The organism is Amycolatopsis acidiphila (assembly GCF_021391495.1).
Classification (GTDB): domain Bacteria; phylum Actinomycetota; class Actinomycetes; order Mycobacteriales; family Pseudonocardiaceae; genus Amycolatopsis_E; species Amycolatopsis_E acidiphila.
In genome coordinates this window covers 3,521,105-3,540,278 of record NZ_CP090063.1, presented here as the reverse complement: position 1 = coordinate 3,540,278, position 19,174 = coordinate 3,521,105, and the positions used below count along the sequence as shown (strand labels likewise).

16 protein-coding genes are annotated in these 19,174 nt (G+C 71.5%); 6 read left to right on the top strand and 10 right to left on the bottom strand.

Annotated features, from left to right (window positions below):
- Positions 1–5: 5 nt before the first annotated feature.
- On the bottom strand, positions 6–302 hold the full coding sequence (locus tag LWP59_RS17175) for an acyl-CoA synthetase (protein WP_144632132.1): 297 nt from the start codon (positions 300–302) through the stop codon (positions 6–8).
- 101 nt (positions 303–403) lie between these two features.
- On the opposite strand from LWP59_RS17175, the gene LWP59_RS17170 reads away from it, so the two are divergent.
- A complete protein-coding gene (locus LWP59_RS17170; RefSeq protein ID WP_144632135.1) occupies positions 404–1,573 on the top strand; it encodes an amidohydrolase family protein in 1,170 nt (389 codons plus the stop codon).
- Between the two features lie 56 nt (positions 1,574–1,629).
- Here the strand turns inward: LWP59_RS17170 and LWP59_RS17165 are convergent, their stop codons facing one another.
- The gene (locus tag LWP59_RS17165; protein WP_222425389.1) at positions 1,630–2,694 is read right to left on the bottom strand and encodes a phosphotransferase family protein; all 1,065 of its coding nucleotides are present in this window, start codon (positions 2,692–2,694) and stop codon (positions 1,630–1,632) included.
- Positions 2,695–2,755: 61 nt separating this feature from the next.
- Here LWP59_RS17165 and LWP59_RS17160 point away from each other — a divergent pair, with 61 nt between their 5' ends.
- The gene (locus LWP59_RS17160) at positions 2,756–3,835 is read left to right on the top strand and encodes a TIGR03857 family LLM class F420-dependent oxidoreductase (protein WP_144632141.1); all 1,080 of its coding nucleotides are present in this window, start codon (positions 2,756–2,758) and stop codon (positions 3,833–3,835) included.
- A gap of 9 nt (positions 3,836–3,844) precedes the next feature.
- Here the strand turns inward: LWP59_RS17160 and LWP59_RS17155 are convergent, their stop codons facing one another.
- The 3 genes from LWP59_RS17155 to LWP59_RS17145 are packed head-to-tail and all read right to left on the bottom strand — an operon-like array spanning position 3,845 to position 5,951.
- Positions 3,845–4,762 carry an LLM class F420-dependent oxidoreductase gene (locus LWP59_RS17155; protein ID WP_144632144.1) on the bottom strand — a complete coding sequence of 306 codons (918 nt, stop codon included), beginning with the start codon at positions 4,760–4,762 and terminating at the stop codon, positions 3,845–3,847.
- 5 nt (positions 4,763–4,767) lie between these two features.
- Positions 4,768–5,364: a nuclear transport factor 2 family protein gene (locus LWP59_RS17150; RefSeq protein WP_144632147.1), complete on the bottom strand. Its 597-nt coding sequence runs from the start codon at positions 5,362–5,364 to the stop codon at positions 4,768–4,770.
- Entirely contained in the window at positions 5,364–5,951 is a 588-nt protein-coding gene (locus LWP59_RS17145) for a flavin reductase family protein (RefSeq protein WP_144632150.1), read from the bottom strand. Before LWP59_RS17145 ends, LWP59_RS17150 begins: the two co-directional genes overlap by 1 nt.
- Before the next feature lie 101 nt (positions 5,952–6,052).
- Here LWP59_RS17145 and LWP59_RS17140 point away from each other — a divergent pair, with 101 nt between their 5' ends.
- The gene (locus LWP59_RS17140; protein WP_222425390.1) at positions 6,053–8,302 is read left to right on the top strand and encodes an acyl-CoA dehydrogenase; all 2,250 of its coding nucleotides are present in this window, start codon (positions 6,053–6,055) and stop codon (positions 8,300–8,302) included.
- A 15-nt stretch (positions 8,303–8,317) separates the two neighbouring features.
- Here LWP59_RS17140 and LWP59_RS17135 read toward each other — a convergent pair whose 3' ends face one another.
- Together LWP59_RS17135 and LWP59_RS17130 are read right to left on the bottom strand one after the other, a co-directional pair.
- The gene (locus LWP59_RS17135; RefSeq protein ID WP_186382990.1) at positions 8,318–9,700 is read right to left on the bottom strand and encodes an MFS transporter; all 1,383 of its coding nucleotides are present in this window, start codon (positions 9,698–9,700) and stop codon (positions 8,318–8,320) included.
- On the bottom strand, positions 9,697–11,226 hold the full coding sequence (locus LWP59_RS17130; protein ID WP_144632155.1) for a class I adenylate-forming enzyme family protein: 1,530 nt from the start codon (positions 11,224–11,226) through the stop codon (positions 9,697–9,699). Before LWP59_RS17130 ends, LWP59_RS17135 begins: the two co-directional genes overlap by 4 nt.
- A 135-nt stretch (positions 11,227–11,361) precedes the next feature.
- On the opposite strand from LWP59_RS17130, the gene LWP59_RS17125 reads away from it, so the two are divergent.
- The 3 genes from LWP59_RS17125 to LWP59_RS17115 are packed head-to-tail and all read left to right on the top strand — an operon-like array spanning position 11,362 to position 14,210.
- Entirely contained in the window at positions 11,362–12,438 is a 1,077-nt protein-coding gene (locus LWP59_RS17125) for a CaiB/BaiF CoA transferase family protein (RefSeq protein ID WP_144632158.1), read from the top strand.
- On the top strand, positions 12,431–13,606 hold the full coding sequence (locus LWP59_RS17120; RefSeq protein WP_144632160.1) for an acyl-CoA dehydrogenase family protein: 1,176 nt from the start codon (positions 12,431–12,433) through the stop codon (positions 13,604–13,606). Before LWP59_RS17125 ends, LWP59_RS17120 begins: the two co-directional genes overlap by 8 nt.
- Positions 13,607–13,619: 13 nt before the next feature.
- Positions 13,620–14,210: a DUF2889 domain-containing protein gene (locus LWP59_RS17115; RefSeq protein ID WP_222425391.1), complete on the top strand. Its 591-nt coding sequence runs from the start codon at positions 13,620–13,622 to the stop codon at positions 14,208–14,210.
- A 49-nt stretch (positions 14,211–14,259) separates the two neighbouring features.
- Here LWP59_RS17115 and LWP59_RS17110 read toward each other — a convergent pair whose 3' ends face one another.
- The 3 genes from LWP59_RS17110 to LWP59_RS17100 are packed head-to-tail and all read right to left on the bottom strand — an operon-like array spanning position 14,260 to position 19,003.
- Positions 14,260–15,522 carry an ABC transporter substrate-binding protein gene (locus LWP59_RS17110; RefSeq protein WP_144632163.1) on the bottom strand — a complete coding sequence of 421 codons (1,263 nt, stop codon included), beginning with the start codon at positions 15,520–15,522 and terminating at the stop codon, positions 14,260–14,262.
- Between the two features lie 38 nt (positions 15,523–15,560).
- On the bottom strand, positions 15,561–16,280 hold the full coding sequence (locus tag LWP59_RS17105; RefSeq protein ID WP_144632166.1) for an ABC transporter ATP-binding protein: 720 nt from the start codon (positions 16,278–16,280) through the stop codon (positions 15,561–15,563).
- Positions 16,277–19,003 (bottom strand): branched-chain amino acid ABC transporter permease/ATP-binding protein, encoded by a 2,727-nt coding sequence (locus LWP59_RS17100; RefSeq protein WP_144632169.1) that lies wholly within the window; start codon positions 19,001–19,003, stop codon positions 16,277–16,279. Before LWP59_RS17100 ends, LWP59_RS17105 begins: the two co-directional genes overlap by 4 nt.
- Between the last annotated feature and the right edge of the window lie 171 nt (positions 19,004–19,174).

The following is a 19,174-nucleotide window of genomic DNA, read 5'->3' as shown; positions in this document are numbered from 1 at the left end:
CCGGGTCACCACGTGGTGTTGCGGCGCGCCTTGCCCGGGTAGCCGAAGAACCGCTCGAAGTTCTCGTCGTTGATCGGCTGGGCGCGGTTGCGCTCGGCCCCCTCCTCCAGGGCAGCGAGCCGCTCGCGGGCGCCGCGCAGCGCGTCCTCGTCCGGTGGGGTGGCCTCCTCGAGCCGGCGAACGCGTGCACGCATCGTCCGAATCTCGATCTCCAGCCGGGCGCCGGCCTCCCCGAAGGTCAGCAGGTCGTAGTCGTCCTCATCGGGCCGTTCGACCGTGATTTCCTCATCGGCCTGGGACATTTTTCCTCCTTGACAGCTCTGGTGGTGCCTACCACAGAGGATATACAGTTCGGTAGACACCGCGTCAGAAAAAAGCCCGATCAAATTCTGGAGGGGCAAGGATGCCGTTACAGGAACACCACCAGATCGTGTCCGTGGACGATCACCTCGTCGAGCATCCGCGAGTCTGGCAGGACCGGGTCCCCGCCCGGTACCGCGACCAGGCGCCGCGCATCGAAGAGGTCGAGGGCAAGCACCTGTGGCACTACGACGGCAAGGTCTTCCCGACCATCGGGCTCAACGCCGTCGCAGGCAAGGACCCCAAGGACTGGGGCCTGGACCCGGTCCGGTACGAGGACATGATCCCCGGTTGCTACGACCCCGCGGCCAGGGTGAAGGACATGGACCTCGACGGCGTCCAGGCCGCCCTGTGCTTCCCGTCGTTCCCCGGCTTCGGCGGCAGCACGTTCTTCCGCGCGCAGGACAAGGAGCTCGCGCACCTGTGCGTCCAGGCGTGGAACGACTTCTACATCGACGAGTGGTGCGCGAGCGCGCCCGACCGGTTCATCCCGATGGCGATCCTGCCGGTCTGGGACCGCGACCTCGCGGTCAAGGAGGCCGAGCGGGTGGCCGCCAAGGGCGCCCGCACGATCTCGTTCCCGGACAGCCCGGTGCCACTCGGCCTGCCGTCGTTCCACAGCGACCACTGGGACCCGCTGTGGCAGGTGTGCTCGGACACCGGGATGCCGGTCTCGCTGCACTTCGGCTCGGGCTCGTTCATGCCGGGCTTCTCCTTCGCCGCCATGAAGCCCGTCGCCGGTGAGATGGCGCCGATCGACGCGCCGTTCGTGGTGCCCACGATCCTGTTCTCCTCGAACCTCATGTGGAGCACGGTCGACCTGCTCTTCTCCGGCGCGCTGCAGCGCTTCCCGAACCTGCAGTTCTCCCTCGCCGAAGGCGGCATCGGCTGGATCCCCTACATCCTCGAGCGTTCGGACTACAGCTGGGACCGGCACCGCTGGTACCAGGACATCGACCGCGACGCGCGACCGAGCGACCTGTTCCGGGAGCACTTCTACGGCTGCTTCATCGATGACGAGCACGGCCTGAAGAACCGGTACGAGATCGGCATCGAGCGGATCACCCTGGAGATCGACTACCCGCACTCGGACTCCAACTGGCCCAACAGCCGCAAGCGCGCGCACGAGGTGCTGGCCGACATCCCGGACGACGAGGTCGAGCTCATCGTGGAGACCAACGCCCGCCGGATGCTGAACTTCCCCCGTAGCTGAACTCGCGCCGGTGCGGCCGAACCGTCCACACGGGACGGTCCGGCCGCACCGGCGGCTCAGCCCGCGTGGATCCGGGCCAGGGACTCCCCGACCAGGCCGACGGCACGGTTCGGGTAGATGGCCGCGATCTCCGGCGTGACCCGGCCCGTCTCCACCAGCACGTCCGCGAGACGGCTCGCGATCAGCGTCATCACGACGCCGGCGAGCAGCTCGTAGTAGTCGATGTCCGGGATCTTCACCCCGCCCAGCTCGTGGTAGCGCGCGATCGTCCCGGCGCGCCCGGGCACGCCGTCGAGGCGCCGCTTGCCCTGTGCCTCGCACAGGTACCGCTCGAACATCAGCCACCAGCCGAGGTCGATCCCCGGCGGCCCGATCGTGGCGGTCTCCCAGTCGAACAGCGCGGCGACCGACAGGTCGTCGGCGAAGCAGATGTTGCCCGGCCGCGCGTCGCCCCACACCACGACCTCGCCGTCGTCGTCCGGCCGGTGTTCGAGAACGTGTGCCAGCCCCGCGGCCAGGACCTCCGGCCCGAACCGGCGGCTCGGGCCGCACCAGGCGTACCAGTTCTCCAGCTGGGCGAGATAGCGCTCGAGCGCGGTGCCGGTGCCCGCGGGGTCCAGGAAGCCGAGCTCACGGCGCCAGTCCACCCGGTGCAGGGCGACCAGCGCCGCCAGCCCGTTGTCGTGCAACCGGGTGCGTTGGCCAGGGGAGAGCTCGACCGTCCAGCCCCGGACGTGCCAGCTCGGCACGTCGCCGGGTACCCGGCCCCGCACCCGGCCCATCACGTAGAACGGCGCGCCGAGCACGGCGGGGTCGGACTCGGTGAACCAGATCCGCGGCACCGGAACGCCGGGCTCGCCGGCCAGCCCGCGCATGGTTTCGGCCTGGCGCACCGCGTCGGGGGCCACGAACAGCTGCTGGTCGGGTGACTGGACCCGCACGACCAGCTCCTCGTGCCGGGCGGTGCCCCCGGGCTCGGCCCAGGAGGCCGCCACGAAGACCGTGCGGCCGGAGTACCCCGCGTCCGGCTGCGTCAGCTCGCCGAGCCGGACGTCCCGGCAGCCCTGCCGGGCCAGCCATCGCGCCAGCACCTCACGTGTCACCGTCGAGTCCGTGCTCACGAAACCTCCGCGCCGTCGCAGGACACTCGCCATTTCGTGTACATAGTGTCAGAATATCGCCATGACTACACCCCCCGCGGTAATTCCGGCGAGCACCGCCCGGGTACCGGTGCACGCGAGCGCACTCGGCGCGTACGTCCTGCCCGGCCGGGTGCCCGACCCGCGGCCCGCGCTCGCGCAGGCCAGAGCCGCCGAGGAGCTCGGGCTCGGCACGGTCTGGCTGAGCGAACGCTGGGGCACCAAGGACTTCGCGGTGCTCGCGGGCGCGCTGGGCCAGGTGACGAGCACGACGAGGATCGCATCCGGGATCACGCACTTCTCCGTCCGCCACCCCGCCGTGCTCGCCTCGATGGCGATGACCGCACAGGGACTCACCGGCGGCCGGCTCGTGCTCGGGTTCGGGCGCTCGGTCGCCGCGATGTGGAAGGCCGTCGGGCTGCCGCCGGTGACCAACCGGCTGCTGGCCGACTCCGCCGACATCCTGCGCCGCCTCTGCCGGGGTGACAAGGTGTCATACCACGGACCGGCCGGGAACTTCCCCGCGATGCGGCTGTCCGACCTGCCGGACGCTCCCCCGCCTCCGCTCGTGCTCGCGGCCATCGGCCCCAAGACCCTGGCCCTGGCCGGCACCCACTTCGACGGCGTGCTGCTGCACCCGTTCCTCACGCCGGAAGCGGTCGCCCGCTCGGTCGCGACGGTCCGCGGGGCCGCGGCGGACGCGGGACGCGATCCCGCGTCGATCCGGGTCTACGCCACCGTGATCACGGCATCGGGTCTGCCAACGGACGAGGAGGCCGCGGTGGTCGGTGGCCGCGCGGTCACCTACTTCCAGATCCCCGGCTTCGGCGAGCAGCTCGCGGGGGCGAACGGCTGGGACACCGCCCCGCTGGAGAAGCTGCGCGCGCACCCGCAGCTCAACGGGATCAAGGGTTCGGCCGACTTCGTACGCACCCGCGACCAGCTCACCGAGGCGGCGTCGGTGCTGCCCGCGGAATGGCTCGGCTCCGCCGCCGCCGTCGGCACCCCGGCCCACTGCGTCGAGCGGTTCGGGGACTACCTCGCCGCCGGCGCCGACGAGCTGGTCCTGCACGGCAGCACGCCCGACCAGCTGCCCGCCGTGATCGGCGCACTGCGCGGGTGAGCTCCGGCGTCAGCGGGCCGGGGAGACGAGCAGCTCCCCGATCCGCCCGACGTCGCGGCGGAACGCTTCAAGCCCGCGACTGGCGGGTTCGATCGTGATCCAGCTGACCCCGGCGTCGGCGTAGGCGTCGAGCGTCTTGCGCACCTGCGTCGCGAAGTCACCCGCGTCACCGTGGCGCAGCTGCTCGCTTTCGAACGGCACGAACGAAACGTCCAAAGGGGACTGTCCGGCGCTCGTTCGCCTGTCCTGCATCGCGCGCACCTGCGCGGCGAGTTCGGAAACCGTTTCCAGCGCGGGCGTCCCGGTGATCTTCGCGACCTCCCGGGACTGTCCCATCGGGATCCAGCCGTCGGCGAGTGTCACCGCCCGCCGCCGGGCGGCCACGCTGTTGCCGCCGATCCAGATCGGCGGGCCCGCGGGCTGGACCGGCGCCGGCAGCATCGTGTGCCCTTCGGCCGGGAACGCCGGGCCGGGGTGGTCGAGTCCGGCCCACGCGGCGCGCATCGCCGGGATCGAGGCCTCCAGGGTCTTCCCGCGGGCCTCGAAGTCCGCGCCGAGCACCTCGAACTCGGGCCGCAGGTAGCCCGCGCCCATGCCCACGATCATCCGGCCGCGGGAGAGCACGTCCAGGCTCGCGATCGCCTTCGCGGACAGGTACGGGTTGCGGTAGCCGCCGACGAGGACGTAGGTGAGCAGCTTGATCCGCCGGGTCGAGGCGGCCACGAAGCCGAGCGACACGAACGGGTCGAACGCGTGGTGCCCGCCCGTGCTCAGCCAGTTCTGCTCGGGAAAGGGGTGATCGCTCATGGAAAAGCCGTCGAAGCCGGCCTCCTCGGCGATCCGCGCGACAGTCCCCAGATCGCCGTCGCCGCGCCAGGCCTCGTAGTGCTTGACGGCCCGCATCGGGAACATCAGGTTGAACCGCACGCTCCTCACCTCGCCGGTTTCGGGTTGCGCCTGCCGAAGTCCATGTCCGCCATGCTCGCGATCGGCGGCACGTCCCGGCCCAGCCAGGACGGCTTCGCCACGTGCCCGTCCGCCGGGCGCGCCCAGTCGACCCACGAGCCCCAGTCCGAACGGGACAGCGGATCCCGTGCCCGGTCCCCCGCCGCCTCTTTCGCGGCGGCGTAGCGCTGGTTGAACAGCTTCATCTCCGCCACCGTCCACCAGTCCTCCTCGGAGGAGAACTTCCCGTCACCGGCGTACCGGATCACCTGCAGGGACGGGAAGTCGATCGGCTCGCCGCCCGGTTCGGGGCTGTCCGCGCGGTTGACGACCTCGTACACCACCCGCGAGCCGTCGATGACGTACCAGACCAGTGGCGAGTAGACGTGCGCCGCGAACGACATCGTCCCTTCGAGGAACCGCTGGATCTCGCCGGGACCGTGGAAGGTGCCCCAGAAATGGTCGTGGTAGGTCGCGTCGGTGGTGAACAGCCTCGACCACGCCGCCCAGTCCTCGCCGACCGGCCCGGTCAGGAAGTAGTGCCGGAACGCGTGCTCGACCTCGGCGCGGGCGAACCCTGTCATCAGTCCACCAGCCCGCGGTTGCGCCGGGCGTTCTCCAACTGGGGGACGTGGTTGGCCTCGTACTGCTCGATCCACTCCTTGGGCAGCCTGCCCCACGCCGGGCCGATGCGCAGCCGCTCGCCCTCGCGCAGCACGCCCGCGCCCACGACGTCGGCGAGGAAGATCGTGTTCTCCTCGGCGTCCAGCGTGCCGACGACGCGTCCCTCGACGTAGCTCAGCGCGTCGAGCAGGATCGGTGCGCCGGTGACCCCGGGCTTGGTGCCGAACGCGGCCAGCTTGTCGCCGTCACGGCCCGAACTGCCCCCGAGTCCCATCAGGATCTTCATCGACGCCTCCAGCGCCGGTTCCGGCGTGGCCGCCAGCAGGTGCATCACGAACACCCCGGAGCCCAGGACCATGTGGTGGGTCAGGTTGTACTTGGTGAGGCTGATGGTCACCCTCGGGGCCTCCGGGATGATCCCGCCCGAACCCGCCGACAGGGACATCAGGCCGTTGGCCCGCCCCTCGTGCACGGCGGTCACCGCCACCGGGAACGGCCGCAGGCCGGACAGCGTGTAATCGGCTGCCTTCAAGTCTAATTCTGACATGTATGTCACTATGCAGGATGCCTGGTAGCTCTTACAAGCGGGCGTTATCGGGTAGATTCTGACAAGGCGTATTCATAATCGCCCGTACCGACGGAAGGACGGTGCTCGACGTGCATCCGAACGTCGCCGTGGCCGACACCGAGGACCAGCAGGCACTGGCCGACGCGGTCACCCGGTCATTGGCCCGGCACTGGCCCGAAGGCGCGGCCCACAAACAGGTCGGCGACGCCGGCGCCGTCAGCGAGCGCGCACTCTGGCCGCACCTGGCCGAGCTCGGCCTCGCCGGGCTCCCGGTCCCCGAGGCGCGGGGCGGAGCCGGCGGCCGGTGGGCAGATCTGGCCGTCGCGCTCGAAGCCTGCGGCGCGGTGCTGGCCCCGACTCCCGCGGTCGCGGTCGCCGGCGCCATCGGCGTGCTCGACCAGCTCGGCGAGGACGCCGCGGACCTGCTCGCCAGGATCTGCTCGGGCGCGCTCGTCCCGGCCGTCGGGTGGACGGAGCGAGCCGGGCTCTGGGGCGCCCGGGGCGGGTTCCACGCGGAGCCCGGCGACGTCGTGCGGGTCTCCGGCCGCGCCGACCTCGTGCTGTCCCCCGAAGCCGACATCGTGCTGCTGCTCGCGGAAAGCCCCGAGGGCCCGCTGCTGCTCACGGTGGACACCGGCGCCGACGGGATCACGATGCGCCGGACGGGAGGCCTGGACCTGTTGCGTCCCCTCGGCGCACTGACGTCCTACGGGACCGAGGCGAACGTGCTCGCGCGGGGCCGGGCGGCGGTCGCCGCCATGCGGCGCGGCCTGGTGACCGCGGGCGCGGCCATGGCGGCCGAGCTCGTCGGCGCGGCCGGGCACTGCCTCGCCGGAGCCGTCGCGTACGCGAGCGACCGGGAGCAGTTCGGCCGGCCCATCGGGTCGTTCCAGGCGATCAAACACCTGTGCGCCGACATGCTCGCCGGTGTCGAGCTGGCCCGTGCCACCACCCGGCACCTGACCGGCCTGCTGGACGAAGGCGCCGCCCAGCCGGACCTCGACGACGCGCTCGCGCTCGCCCTGCTCCGGACGACGTCGGTGGCCAAACAGGTCACCGCCGGATACATCCAGATCCTCGGCGGCATCGGGTTCACCTGGGAGCACGAGGCGCACCTGTACCACCGGCGGGCCGGTGCCGCGGCGGCACTGTTCGGCGGCCCGGCGGCGCACCGGCGGCGGCTCGACCCGGCCGGGCAGGCCGGCGCCCGCCCGGTGCCCGCACCGCCCGCGGGCAGCCCGGCCGCCGAGCTGGCCGCACACGTCGAACGCCTGCTGCCCGCCCACCGCGCGAAGTGGGGCGACGACGACTCGTTCACGGCCCGGCTGGACTGGCAGCGCACGCTGCACGGCGTGGGCTGGATAGCACCGCAGTGGCCGGCCGAGTTCGGCGGCCGCGGGCTGGGCATCGTGGACCAGGTCGCCTGTGACCGGCTGCTCGCCGAACACCGGGCGCCCGACCTCGCCGGCGTCCTCGGCGTCAACAACGTCGCGCCCACGCTGATGCGCTACGGCACGCCGGAGCAACAACGGCACCTGGCAGGCATCCAGGCCGGGACGACCGTGTGGTGCCAGGGCTTCTCCGAACCCGGTTCGGGCAGCGACCTGGCGAGCCTGCGCACGCGCGCGGCGCTGGACGGGGAAGAGTTCGTGATCAACGGCCAGAAGATCTGGACGTCCGAGGGCATGGAGGCCGACTACTGCCTGCTGCTCGTGCGTACCGACCCCGATGCCAAGCCGCACAAGGGGATCTCGGCGTTGCTGGTGCCGCTGGACACGCCGGGGATCACCCGGCGCCCGATCACCCAGATCACCGGCGAGGGCGGGTTCGCGGAGCTGTTCTTCGACGACGTCCGCGTGCCGCGGTCGGCGTTGCTGGGTCCGCTGCACGAAGGCTGGACCGTCACGATGACGACGCTGGGCTTCGAACGCGCCGGGGTGATCATGATGGCGGGCCGCCTCGAGCAGACCGTGCGTGACGTCGCCGCCGAGCTGGCCGGCCGGGAGCTGGACGACGAGACCAGGCTCGCGCTGACCGACCGGCTCGCCGAGGCGCGCGCCCTCGGCCTGCTCGGGCAGCGCGCGCTCGGCAGGATCGCCGCGGGTGGCGCACCCGGCGCCGAGCACTCCGTGATCAAGCTCGCCTGGAGCCTGGCCCTGCAGGCGGTCGGCGACACCCACCTGGCCGCGCTCGGCCTGGACGGGATCGGCGGCGAGGCGGTCTCCGCGCAGCAGGCCTACCTGCGCTCGCGGGCGGCCACGATCGCGGGTGGCACCACGGAGATCATGCGCAACATCCTCGCCGAGCGGGTGCTGGGCCTGCCGCGCTGACGCACTCGCCGCCGCTCAGTCCACGACCGCGGACCGAGCGGCGGCGAGCTCGCCGCCGCTCGCCTTCTCCAGGGCGACACCGGTGGTGTTGCGGGCCAGCAGCAACAGCAGGGACGCCAGCAGGAAGATCAGGCCGAGGGTCAGCCAGGTGGCGCCGAAGCCGCCTGCCTGGAACACCGCCAGCGTCACCGCGGGCCCGATCGCACCGCCGGCGTGCCCGGCGCCGTCGGTGATCGCGACGCCGGCGTTGCGGACCTGCGTCGGGAAGTGCTCCGCGGTCAGCAGGTACACCATCGGCGCGAAGATGCCGAGCTGGAAGCTGAGCAGGAAGTACCCGGCGGCGAACAACGCGTTGCCGGGATGGACGCCCAGCACGATCATGTCCGCGGCGAGCAGGATCGTCGTCGCGGCGGCGGGAACCTTGCGTGGCCAGCGATCGGCGATCAGCGGCGCGAGCGCGGCGCCGATGAGGCCGCCGAAGCTGGAGCCGAGGGTGAGGCTGATGCTCTTGGTCAGGCTCAGCCCGTGCTGGGTCAGCAACGTGATGCCGAGCCCGGTGAACGAGTACGCCGAGAAGTAGACGCAGAAGAAGATCGTGAAGAACAACACCGTCCACTTCAGATGCGGTGGCCGCACCAGCGTCAACCAGGCACGCCAGCCCGACGCCACCGGCACGGGCCGGGCCGGGACCGGTTCCGGCAGCTCCAGCCCCGTGCGGGCGCGCACCCGCTGCTCGGCGTCCGCGACCGCCCGCAGCGCGCGCTCCTCGCGCCCCCGCGCGGCCTGCCACCGCGGCGATTCGGGGATCACCCGGAACCCGAACGCGAACGCGACCATCGCCAGCGCCGGGATCGCCAGCATGAGCCGCCAGCCCCAGGAGTACGACGGCACCAGCCACAGCGCGAACCACGGCACCGCCGAGTTCCCGAGCAGCGCGGGCAGCGTCACCCACGACATGTAGCGGCCCCGGCGCCGGGCCGGGGCAACCTCGCTGAGATAGGTGCTGACCACGCTCAGCGCGGCCCCGATGCCCATGCCCGACACGAACCGGGCGACCGTGAGCGTGGTGATGCCCGGGCTCAGCGCGCTCGCGAGCGAACCGAGCCCGAACAGCAGCGTCGCGGTCATCAGGCCGGGCCGCCGGCCCCACCGGTCGGCCAGGACGCTGTTGAGCACCGCCCCCGCCACGTAGCCCCAGAGGCCGAGACCGACCACCGTCCCCGCGCTGCCGACCGGCGCGTGGAACTGCTCGAGCGCCTTCGGCAAGGCCGAGCCGATGTTGGTGATGTCGAAGTAGGCACAGAAGAACCCGGCGCCCAGCACGGCGAACACGGCGCGCGAGAACGGCCAGCCGGGCAGCCGGTCCAGCCGGGCGCCGACCTGCAGCTCCGCCGTCACGACAGCTGCGCCCGCAGCTCGCGCTTGAGCACCTTGCCGGCGGGTCCCAGCGGCAGCTCGTCCCGGAAGACGAACCGGCGCGGCTGCTTGTAGCCCGCGAGCTGGTCGCGGCACAGGTCCTTGAGCTGTGCCTCGAAGGCCTCGGCGTCGACGGTGCCCTTGGGCACGACGACGGCGACGGGGGTCTCACCCCACTCCTCGTCCGGCACGCCCACGACCGCCGCGAGGTCGACCTGCGGATGCCCGCCGAGCACGCGTTCCAGCTCGGCCGGGTACACGTTGAAGCCGCCGGAGATGATCATGTCGGTGCGCCGGCCCTCGATGTGCAGGTAGCCGTCCTCGTCGAGCCGCCCGAGGTCGCCCGACCACAGCCCGCCGGGCCGGAACGTCTTCCGGGTCTGCTCCGGGTTGTTCCAGTAGCCCAGCGCGTTCGACTCGCAGCGGATGACGATCTCGCCGACCTCGCCCGGCGGCAGCTCGTTGCCCTCGTCGTCGCAGATCCGGATCTCGGCGTGCGGCGTCTCGCGGCCGCACGAGGTCAGCAGCGACTCCCGGCCGGAGACCATCTGCCGGTGCTCGTCCGGGCCCAGGATGGTCACCTGGCCACCGGCCTCGGTGAGCCCGTACCGCTGCTGCAGATCGCAGCCCAGCAGCTTCATCGCCTTCTCCGCCAGGCCGACCGGGACCGGCGCCGACCCGTAGCTGATCCGCCGCAGGCTCGACATGTCCCTTGCCGGTCCCTCTTCGAGGATGCGCAGGGTCCGGTGCAGCATCGTGGGGATGAACGTGGTGAACGTGACCCGGCTGCGCTCGATCTCGTCGAGCACCGCGTCGGCGTCGAACCGCGGGTGGATCACCATCGTCTGTCCCAGGTAGAGCCAGGACAGCGTGCGCACCATGCCGCCCGCGGTGAAGAACGGCGTGGTGGCGAGCATGACGTCGGAGTGGCGCGCCTCGGTGGAGATGCTCGTGTCGAGCACCTGCGCGAGCATGCCGCGATGGGCGTTCACCACGCCCTTGGCGCGGCCCGTGGTACCGCTCGTGTACAGGATGAACTGCACGTCCGCGTCGGTCAGGGTGGCGGGCGTCGGGTCGACCGCGCGTCCCTTGGCCAGCGCCGTGTCGTAGGACTCGCCAGCCTCGGTGCCGCCGATCTCCAGCAGGAGGTCCAGCTCCGAGAGCGTCTGCCCGTGCCGTTCCACCTGGTCGTGGTGCAGGATCGCAGCGCGCGCGCCAGAGTCGGCGAGCACGTGCGCGACCTCGTCCGGGGACTGCCGGATGTTCACCGGAACCAGGATCAGGCCCGCCTTGGCCAGCCCGAACACCAGCTCGGGCCATTCCAGGCAGTTGCGCGCCGACACGGCGACCCGGTCGCCGTGCGCCAGGCCCCGGTCGAGCAGGTGGGTCGCCAGCCGGTCGGCTCGCTCGTCCAGCGCGGCCCAGCTGAGCTCGCTGTCGCCGTGCCGCAGGGCGATCTTCGTGGGATAGCGCCGCGCATTGCGGCGCGGGATGTCACCGACCAGCATGAGACCTCGAAGAGTATAGTGAACGCACTGTCAGAACTATTGTGTCTTGACCATAACCCGATAGGCAAGTACTGGTTCTGATCTGGCGTTCGCGCCACTATCGACGTGCACGTGGGGTCAGTTATGGTCGAGCACATGACGCAGGGAGAAGGCGGTCCGCTCACCGGCACCCGGGTCGTCGAGCTGGCCGGCATGGGGCCCGGCCCGCACGCCGCGATGCTGCTGGCCGACCTCGGCGCCGACGTCGTCCAGGTGCGCCGCCCTGGCGCCGGCGGGCAGCGACGCGGCAGGCGGATCGTCGAAGCCGACCTGAAGGACCCCCGCGACCGCGACGCCGTCCTCGGCCTCGCCGCACGTGCCGACGTGCTCGTCGAAGGGTTCCGCCCGGGCGTGGCCGAACGGCTCGGGCTCGGCCCGGACGACTGCGCGCCACGCAACCCGCGGCTGGTGTACGCCCGGATGACCGGCTGGGGCCGGGAGGGGCCGCTGGCCGAACGCGCCGGGCACGACATCAACTACATCGGGCTCACCGGCGTGCTGCACGCCATCGGGCGCGCGGGCGAACGGCCGGTCCCGCCGCTGAACCTGGTCGGCGACTTCGGTGGCGGCTCGCTCTACCTCGCACTCGGCATCCTCGCCGCGCTCGTGGAGCGCCAGGCGTCGGGGCGCGGGCAGGTGGTCGACGCGGCGATCGTGGACGGCACCTGCAGCCTCGCCCAGGCGATCTGGTCCCTGCGCGGCGCGGGACGATGGCGAGACGAGCGCGGCACCAACCGGCTCGACGGCGGCGCGCCGTTCTACGACGTCTACGAGACCGCCGACGGCGGCTACATGGCGGTCGGCGCGCTGGAACCGAAGTTCTACCAGGAGTTCGTCACCGGGCTCGGCCTCGATCCGGCCGCACTGCCCGCGCAGCCGGACGAGTCGGGCTGGCCGATGCTGCGCGAGGCCTTCACCGAGGCGTTCGCGGCGAAGACCCGCGCCGAGTGGACGGCCGTCTTCGAGGACACCGACGCCTGCGTGACACCGGTACTCGCCTTCGACGAGGTTCCCGCGCACCCGCACATGTCGGCGCGCAACGCGCTCGTCGAGGCCGGCGGCGTTCTCGAGCCCGCACCGGCACCTCGCTTCTCCCGGACCCCGGCCCGGGTACCGGGCAGCGGCCCGGCGACCGTGGCCACCGTTCTGCGCGACTGGAGCCCGCATGCCTGAGCACGAGCCGCCCACCGGCGCCTGGGAGCTGCCGGAGGAGTTCCGCCTGCTGGCCGAGACCGTCCGGCGCTTCATGGCGACCGAGGTGCGGCCGCTGGAGGACAAGCTCGAGCACGACGCGGCGGGTCTGCCGCCCGAGCTCTTGCTTCCGCTGCAAGAGAAAGCGCGCGAGCTGGGGCTGTGGGCGCTGCAGACGCCCGCCGAGTACGGCGGTGCCGGGCTCAGCGTGCTCGGCCAGGTCGTGGTTGCCGAGGAGGCCGCCAAATGCCGGATGGGCGCGTTCTTCCCGGCCGCGGGGGCGTTCGGCGGCAACCCGCCGAGCGTGCTGTTCAAGGCGAGCCCGGAGCAGTTCGAGCGCTTCGCCCGGCCCATCATCGAAGGGCGTACGGGCAAGGCGTACACGGCGATCAGCGAGAGCTCCGGCGGTTCGGACCCCGCCCGCGCCATTCGCTGCCGAGCCGAACGCCGCGGCGACCACTACGTCCTCAACGGCACGAAGCTGTGGACCAGCCACGCGCTGACGGCCGACTGGGGCGTGGTCTACGCGCGCACCGGCGAGCAGGGCGAGCGCGGCGGGATCAGCTGTTTCGTCGTCGAGCGGGACACCCCGGGCCTGAGCATGGTGCCGATCGAGGTGATGAACTCCTTCTCCCCCGCCGAGCTGCGGTTCGACGACGCCGAGATCCCGGTCGGCAACCGGATCGGCGCGGAGGGCGCGGGCTTCGCGCTCGCGTCGGACTTCCTGGTGCGGGGCCGGATCCTGTACGCGGCAGGCCCGATCGGCATCGCGCAGCAGGCGCTGGAGATGACCGTCGAGTGGGTCAAGGACCGCGCGGTGTTCGGCTCGCGGCTGTCGGACAAGCAAGGCGTCCAGTGGATGCTGGCCGACAGCGAGATCGAGCTGCGCGCGGCCCGCCTGCTGACGTATCAGGCCGCGTGGAACGCCGACCTCGGCCGCGACGTCCGCGTCGACGCCTCGGCCGCCAAGCTGTACGCGACCGAGACCGCGTTCCGCGTGCTGGACCGCTGCGTGCAGCTGTTCGGCGCGCTCGGACTGTCCCGGGAGATGCCGCTGGAACGCTGGTTCCGGGACCTGCGGGTCAAGCGGCTCGGAGAAGGGGCGACCGAGGTGCAACGCATGGTCGTCGCCCGCCACCTGCTGAAGTGAAGGAGCCACCCCCTTGACCGACCGACTGCCCGCCGTGCCGCCCCCGCCCGCCGAGGCGGTCCACCGGCGCAGCATCATCATGGACTCCTACGCCCTCGACGACGAGCACTTCACGGTGGTGGGCAGGCTGACCGACCAGATCCCGTGGGCCGAGCCCGGTCAGCAGCGGATCCACGACATGACCCTCGGCGTCACCGTGCACCTGCCGGATCTCGTGATCACGGCCGCCGAGGCGGGCATGGCTTCCTTCCCGCACAGCGAATGTCCCCTCATCGCGCCCGCTTTCGCCCGCCTGGCAGGAATCTCCGTGCGCCGCGGGTTCACGCGTGAGCTGCGCCGCCGGCTCGGCGGGGTGTCCGGCTGTGCGCACCTGGGCGAACTGGCCCGGGCGATCGGCCCGGCCGTGGTGCGCACGGCGAGCGAACGCGTCGCCCACGCCCGGCTGAACCAGCCGGAGGAGTCGGCGGGACCGGTTCCGCTGCCACTGGGCAGCTGTCACATCTGGGCCCCCGACGGTGCCGGTCCCCGCAAGATCGACGCGGGCTGGGTGCCCGGCAGCGTCGAGCGCCCCGTCCCTGCACTGGAGACGTTCCTGCGCGGCTGACGAAAGCGGGGCACGCCCGGACCGGACGTGCCCCGCTGCCGGCTCCGGTTCAGCCGCCGGTCTTGAACAGCTCGCTCGCCTGCACCACCTGGTAGTTCGACAGGCTGCCGTCGTCCGCGGCGTCCGCGATGATCCCGTTGGCGCTGCAGATGTTCGGCGACAACGAGACCGCCTTGCCGTTGCACTGGAACGTCGCACCGCCGTTGAGCGGGTACGGGACCGGGGGCGCGGACTGCACCGCGGCCAGCAGGCCCGCCGCCGAGGTGTCCTGGATCTTCGCCGCGTTCGCGGCCCTCGCCAGCGCCAGGGTCACCGTGTAGCCGATGCCCGGGATCGACGCGGGGGCCGTACCGCCGCCGTAGCGGGCCAGCGCGGCCTTGAAGGTCTTGTACTCCGGGTCGTCGGCGTTGAACTCGAGGCTCGCGATCACCTTGACCCCTTGGTAGCCGCCCGGGATCGAGGCGCTCGCGTCCTTGCTGACGCACGTCTCCGACGCGGCGATGGTCGCGTTCACGCCGAGGGTGCGCAGCGCCTTGATCGCACTGCTGCAGAAGGTGGCGTCACCGAGCAGCACGTACATCTGCGGGCTGTCGCCCTCGGCCGCCTGGATCTGCGGCGTCATGTCGGCCGTGCCCGGCGCGATCGGCACGACGTTGTACGCGATTTTCGCGTTGCCGAACAACAAGGTCCCGATCTGCTTCGCGGGACCGCTCGCACCCGGCACGTCGATGACGACCATCGTGGCCTTCTGGTAGCCCTGCTGCTTCGCGTAGGCCGCGGGCGTGCTGAAGTAGTTGATGGCGTTGGTCATCGAGAACACGCCCGGGGTGGAGAGCCCGAGCTTCGACGCCGCCTGCGAGAAGAACGCGGGGATCTTCGCCGCGGAGAGCACGGAGATCACCTGGTCCGCCTCGGCCAGGGTGCCCGCGACGACGCCCGACACCTTGGCGCTGACCATCTGGTTGGCGCAGTCGGTGGCTTGGGCCGGCGAGTTCTTCGTCTCGCACACCTTGAGGTCGATCGGATGCCCGCCGAGGCCGCCGAGGTAGTCGTTGATGTAGCCGACCGCCGCCTGCGCGCCCTGGATCTCCGCGCTCTGGTCGATGGCGGTGCCCTTGCCGTCGCTGATCATGCCCAGCGTCACGGGCGTGCCCGTGGCCTTGTCCGGCGTGCCGAGCGCCGCCGTCGTGTCGGCGGTGTCCGCGGCGGAGTTCGAACTGCCGCCGCTACAGGCACTGAGGACCAGCACCGTCGCGGCCAGCAAGGCCGGGACAACGGCCCGGACACGTCGTTGTGTGGATCCGGCTCCCATGTCGGTTGGACCTTTCTTCGAAGTATGGCGGCTGCGGCTCAGGCCGCACCCGCCTCGACACCACCGAGATAGGCGGCTTCGAGCCGCCGCCGGTCGGCGGCGAGTCCGGTTGCGGGCCCGGCGAGCGTGACGTCCCCGTGCACCAGGACGATCGCGTTGTCGGCGACCTCCAGCGCGAGCCGCACGTGTTGTTCGACGAGCACCACCACGGCCCCGGTCTCGTCCACGATCCGCCGCACCACCGGCAGCAGCTCCTCGACGATCACCGGCGCCAGCCCCATGCTCATCTCGTCGATGAGCAGCACCTCGGGCTTCTGCACGAGCCCGCGCGCGACGGCCAGCATCTGCTGCTCGCCGCCGGAGAGCGCGCCGGCGGCGACGCCGAGGCGCTCGCGCAGTGCCGGGAACATGTCGAGCACCTCGTCGAGCGTCGGGGCGCCGGCGCGGCGGGCGAGGGTCAGGTTCTCCCGCACGGTGAGGGTCGTGAACAGCGCCCTGTCATCGGGCACGAGGATCAGCCCGGCGCGGTTCGCCGCGCGAGGTCTCCCGCGGGGCAACGGTTTTCCGTCGACCAGCACCTCGCCGCCGAGCCGTGGCAGCAGCCCGGCGAGCGTGTTGAGCAGCGTGGTCTTGCCGGCGCCGTTGGGGCCGAGCACGGCGAGGACGGTGCCGTGCTCGACGGTCAGGTCCAGTGGCCGCAGGACCGGGACCGGACCGTGCCCGGCCACCAGCCCCCGGCATTCCAGCGCGGCGCTCATGCCGTCGCCGCCTCGGGCGTGCTGCCCAGGTAGGCCGCCGCGACCTCCCGGTCGGCCCGGATCTCGGCGGGGGTGCCCGCGGCGATGACCTTGCCGAAGTTGAGCACCCGGACCTCGTCGCACAGGCTCAGCACGAGACCCATGTCGTGATCGACCATGATGATCGTGACCCCACTGTCGCGGATGACCTTCAGTCGTTCGCCGAGCCAGGTGCTCTCGGCGGTGTCGAGCCCGCCCGCGGGCTCGTCGAGCAGCAGCACGCGCGGCTGTCCCACCAGTGCCCTGGCGATGGACACCAGCTGGCGCTGCCCCTGGGACAGCTCGCCCGCGGGACGGGTGCGCAGCGACGCCAGATCCAGCAGCGAGAAGACCCGGCGCAGCGCCTCTTCCGGTGGCCGTTCGCGACGACCGTGCGACGCGGTCAGGCCGACCGCCACGTTCTCCTCGACGCTGAGGTCGTCGTAGAGCTCCAGTGCCTGGAACGTGCGGCCGAGGCCGGCCCGGACCCGCTCGTGCGGTGCGAGGTCTTCGAGCGAACGGCCGTCGAGCACGACCGTGCCGGTGTGCTCGGCGAAACCGCTGACCGCGTCGAGCAGGGTGGTCTTGCCGGCGCCGTTCGGCCCGATCAGGCCGACGATCGTCCCGCCCGCCACGTCGAAGGTCACATCGTCCACCGCGACCACGCCGCCGTAGTGCACGCCCAGGCCCCGCACGGACAGCAGATCGGCACGGCCCGGCTTCTCCGACCGGAGCGGGACCGGCTCGGGCGGGGATTCCACCGGCGCCACCGCCGTTTCCCGTTTCGCCCGGACGGCCGCGAGCTTCTGGTGTGCGGGCCCGACGATGCCCTCCGGGTTCATGATCACCGTCAGGATCAGCAGCACGCTCGACACGACCACGTACCAGCCGCCGGTGCCGACGACCTCGTCGACGATGATGAACACCAGCCCGCCGGTGGCGCAGAAACCGGCGAGGATGCCACCGGAGATCGAGGTGATCCCGGCCAGGTACACGGTGGCGAACAGGCTCAGCCCGGAGACCGCCGAGAACGCGTCGTAGGTGATCGTCCGCTGCTGGTAGGCCAGCAACGCCCCGCCGAGTCCGGCGATGAAGGCCGCGATCGCGAACACCACGATCTTCACCCGCACCACGTTCACCCCGGCCGCCGCGGCGGCCCGCTCGTTCGCCCGGATGGCGAGCATCTGCGAACCGAGTCCGCTGCGGCGCAGCCAGGCCACGCCCATCGCGACGACGACGAGCACGAGCAGGCAGAGGATGCCGAAGGTCACGCGCGGATACGCGAGCCCGGCGCCGATCCCGAGATCCCACCCGAACAGCTCCGGCTCGGGGATGGCGACGCCGGAACTGCTCACGAAGTCGAGATTGCGGAACCAGAACGCTTCCAGTGCGAAGGCGAGCGCCAGGGTCACCACCGCGACGGTCAGCCCGCGGATGCGCAGCGCGGGCAGGCCGATCACCACACCCAGCACTGCGGCCGCGACAGCGGCGAGCAACGGGGCGAGCGGGAAGGGCAGGTGCAGGTCGTTGCCGAGCGGGCCGAGGACGAACCCGGCGGCCCCGGCGAGGGTGAGCTGCGCCAGTGACAGCTGTCCGGCGTAGCCGCTGACCACGACGACCGAGAGCGCGATGATCGCCATGATCAGGCTGACGATGAGCCCGGCGCGGAACCGGTCCTGCAGCACGAACAGCGCCGCCACCACCACGATCACCCCGAGCACGGCCATGGGTATGACGAGTCTCGGCCGTGGCGCGCGACCGAGGGTGCGCAGGATCAGCGCGCCGCGGGTCGGCAGCGGTCGCGCCCGGACGACGAGCACGAGCAGGATCAGCACCAGCGGCACGAGTTCGGGAAGGCCCGACTTGGGCAGCCAGCTCAGGTGCGTCTGCAGGTACTGCGTCTCCGACTGCAGCATGCCGATCACGAGGCCGGCCGCGGCGGCGACGAACACCAGCTGGAAGCGGGCGAGGATCGCCGCGGCCAGTGCGGGCACGATGAACAACGTGTAGGCCAGCGGGACCAGCGGCACGATCGGCGCGATGAGGATGCCGGACAGGCCGGCGATCGCCGAGCTGAGCATCCAGTTGTAGGCCGCCACCCGGTCCGGCGAGACCCCGCTGAGGTAGGCCCCGCGCTCGCTTTCCGCCGAAGCCCGGGTCGCGAGACCGAACCTGGTGTAGCGGAAGACCAGCCCGAGCAACGCGGCCACGACGAGGATCGTGAGCGCGAAGTAGATCCGGTCCGAGGACATCCGCAGGGTGCCGAACTTCCACAGCTCGGTCGGAAAGATCGGCTTGACCGCCACCGGAGTCGTGCCGAGCCGCTCGGCGACGATCCCGCTGACCACAAGGGACACCCCCAGCGCGGCCACCGCCTTGGCGACCGGTGGCGCCGTGCGCAGCGGCCGGAAGATCAGCACGTAGAGGACGAGCCCGAACAGCGAGGACACCACCAGCGTCACGATCAGTGCGGGGATGAACGACAGCGGGTCGCCGATGTCGACGCTCACGGGCAGACCCGGCACGAGCAGCAGCAGTTTGCCCTGGCGCAGGAACGCGTAGACGTAGGCGGCGTGCAGCGCGATGGCACTGGTGCCGAAGTTGAGCACTCCGGAGCTGCGGTAGGTGAGGACGAGGGCGAGGGCCAGCGCACCGAAGACGGCGCCGTTCCCTAATCCGAGCAGGAGAAAAACCAGATGGGTCATCGTTGAACCTCAGTTCTCGCTCGTGCCGCCGGACACGGCCGGGCCCGATGTGCACGAGACGTTAGAACAACCTCGTGCCGGTGTAAATAGCGTCGCCGAATCGAGACGATCTACCAGGTAGAAAACGCCTAACCAACTGGACGGTCGAAATGTACAAGGTGCCAGAAATCG

Bases quoted from the DNA above. Each gene is read 5' to 3' on its own strand.
- LWP59_RS17175 (WP_144632132.1), bottom strand. From the start codon at position 302: ATGTCCCAGGCCGATGAGGAAATCACGGTCGAACGGCCCGATGAGGAC.
- LWP59_RS17170 (WP_144632135.1), top strand. From the start codon at position 404: ATGCCGTTACAGGAACACCACCAGATCGTGTCCGTGGACGATCACCTC.
- LWP59_RS17160 (WP_144632141.1), top strand. From the start codon at position 2,756: ATGACTACACCCCCCGCGGTAATTCCGGCGAGCACCGCCCGGGTACCG.
- LWP59_RS17150 (WP_144632147.1), bottom strand. From the start codon at position 5,364: ATGACAGGGTTCGCCCGCGCCGAGGTCGAGCACGCGTTCCGGCACTAC.
- LWP59_RS17145 (WP_144632150.1), bottom strand. From the start codon at position 5,951: ATGTCAGAATTAGACTTGAAGGCAGCCGATTACACGCTGTCCGGCCTG.
- LWP59_RS17130 (WP_144632155.1), bottom strand. From the start codon at position 11,226: ATGCTGGTCGGTGACATCCCGCGCCGCAATGCGCGGCGCTATCCCACG.
- LWP59_RS17125 (WP_144632158.1), top strand. From the start codon at position 11,362: ATGACGCAGGGAGAAGGCGGTCCGCTCACCGGCACCCGGGTCGTCGAG.
- LWP59_RS17120 (WP_144632160.1), top strand. From the start codon at position 12,431: ATGCCTGAGCACGAGCCGCCCACCGGCGCCTGGGAGCTGCCGGAGGAG.
- LWP59_RS17110 (WP_144632163.1), bottom strand. From the start codon at position 15,522: ATGGGAGCCGGATCCACACAACGACGTGTCCGGGCCGTTGTCCCGGCC.
- LWP59_RS17105 (WP_144632166.1), bottom strand. From the start codon at position 16,280: ATGAGCGCCGCGCTGGAATGCCGGGGGCTGGTGGCCGGGCACGGTCCG.
- LWP59_RS17100 (WP_144632169.1), bottom strand. From the start codon at position 19,003: ATGACCCATCTGGTTTTTCTCCTGCTCGGATTAGGGAACGGCGCCGTC.